Below are 804 nucleotides of genomic sequence, written 5' to 3'. Positions count from 1 at the left end.
AAACCCTGAGAGGAACCTGTAAGGGGACATTATTTGAAGCCCTGCATGTGGTCAGTGCTTATGATGTTGAATCCGGTGTAGCCCTATACCATCAGGCAGCCGAAAGCAAAGGTCAGGAAGGTCCGGTTGCCAGACAATTGATTGAATTACTGGCGCTTGATGGCGCGATTGTCACTATGGATGCCCTGCATTGCCAGAAAGAAACCCTTGCGTTAATTACTCAGCGCGGCGGTGATTTTATTGTCGGTCTCAAAGGCAATCAAAAGACCCTCCATGAATGGGTCAAATCGTATTTTGCTTCGCATTATGAGAGTGATGAGCTTGTTGACTTTACGCAGAAAAATAGCGGTCATGGACGGACAGAATTTCGGCATGTCATGCAAATTCGTGCCGTATTGCCGGAGGTCCTTCGGCGGCAATGGCCTTCAATACAAAGTGTTATTGAAGTAGTCAGTGAACGAAGCGTAAAAGGTCAGCCTCCCCATCGTGATTCACGCTGGTATGTCAGCTCGCTACCGTTGGAGGCGGAAATCGTGGCTAAGGCAATAAGAAGGCACTGGTCGGTGGAAAACGAGCTGCATTGGGTATTAGATGTCACTTTTCGAGAAGATGCTATCTCACTCAAAGATCCTGATGGGGCTGCACAAATGGCGCTTTTTAACCGAATTGCATTAAATGTGATTAAACAGAATACCAGTATAAAAGACAGTCAGGCGGCTAAACGTCGAAGAGCCATTTGGTCAGGGGAATTCCGTAGTCAACTTATCTTTGATTAAATTAAATACAAAGTGGAATCCCGCCCTG

The 804-nt window shown here is 46.5% G+C and carries 1 protein-coding gene; it reads left to right on the top strand.

Going from position 1 to position 804, the window contains the following annotated elements; translation table 11 throughout:
* Nucleotides 1-776: ISAs1-like element ISPlu18 family transposase (locus tag ACGF49_RS24650; protein WP_387493352.1), on the top strand; the 776-nt coding region annotated here is incomplete at its 5' end.
* Between the last annotated feature and the right edge of the window lie 28 nt (nucleotides 777-804).

Origin of the sequence: Photorhabdus sp. RM96S (assembly GCF_042879335.1) — a bacterium.
GTDB classification, from domain to species: domain Bacteria; phylum Pseudomonadota; class Gammaproteobacteria; order Enterobacterales; family Enterobacteriaceae; genus Photorhabdus; species Photorhabdus kayaii.
This window is presented reverse-complemented; position numbering and strand designations above follow the sequence as displayed.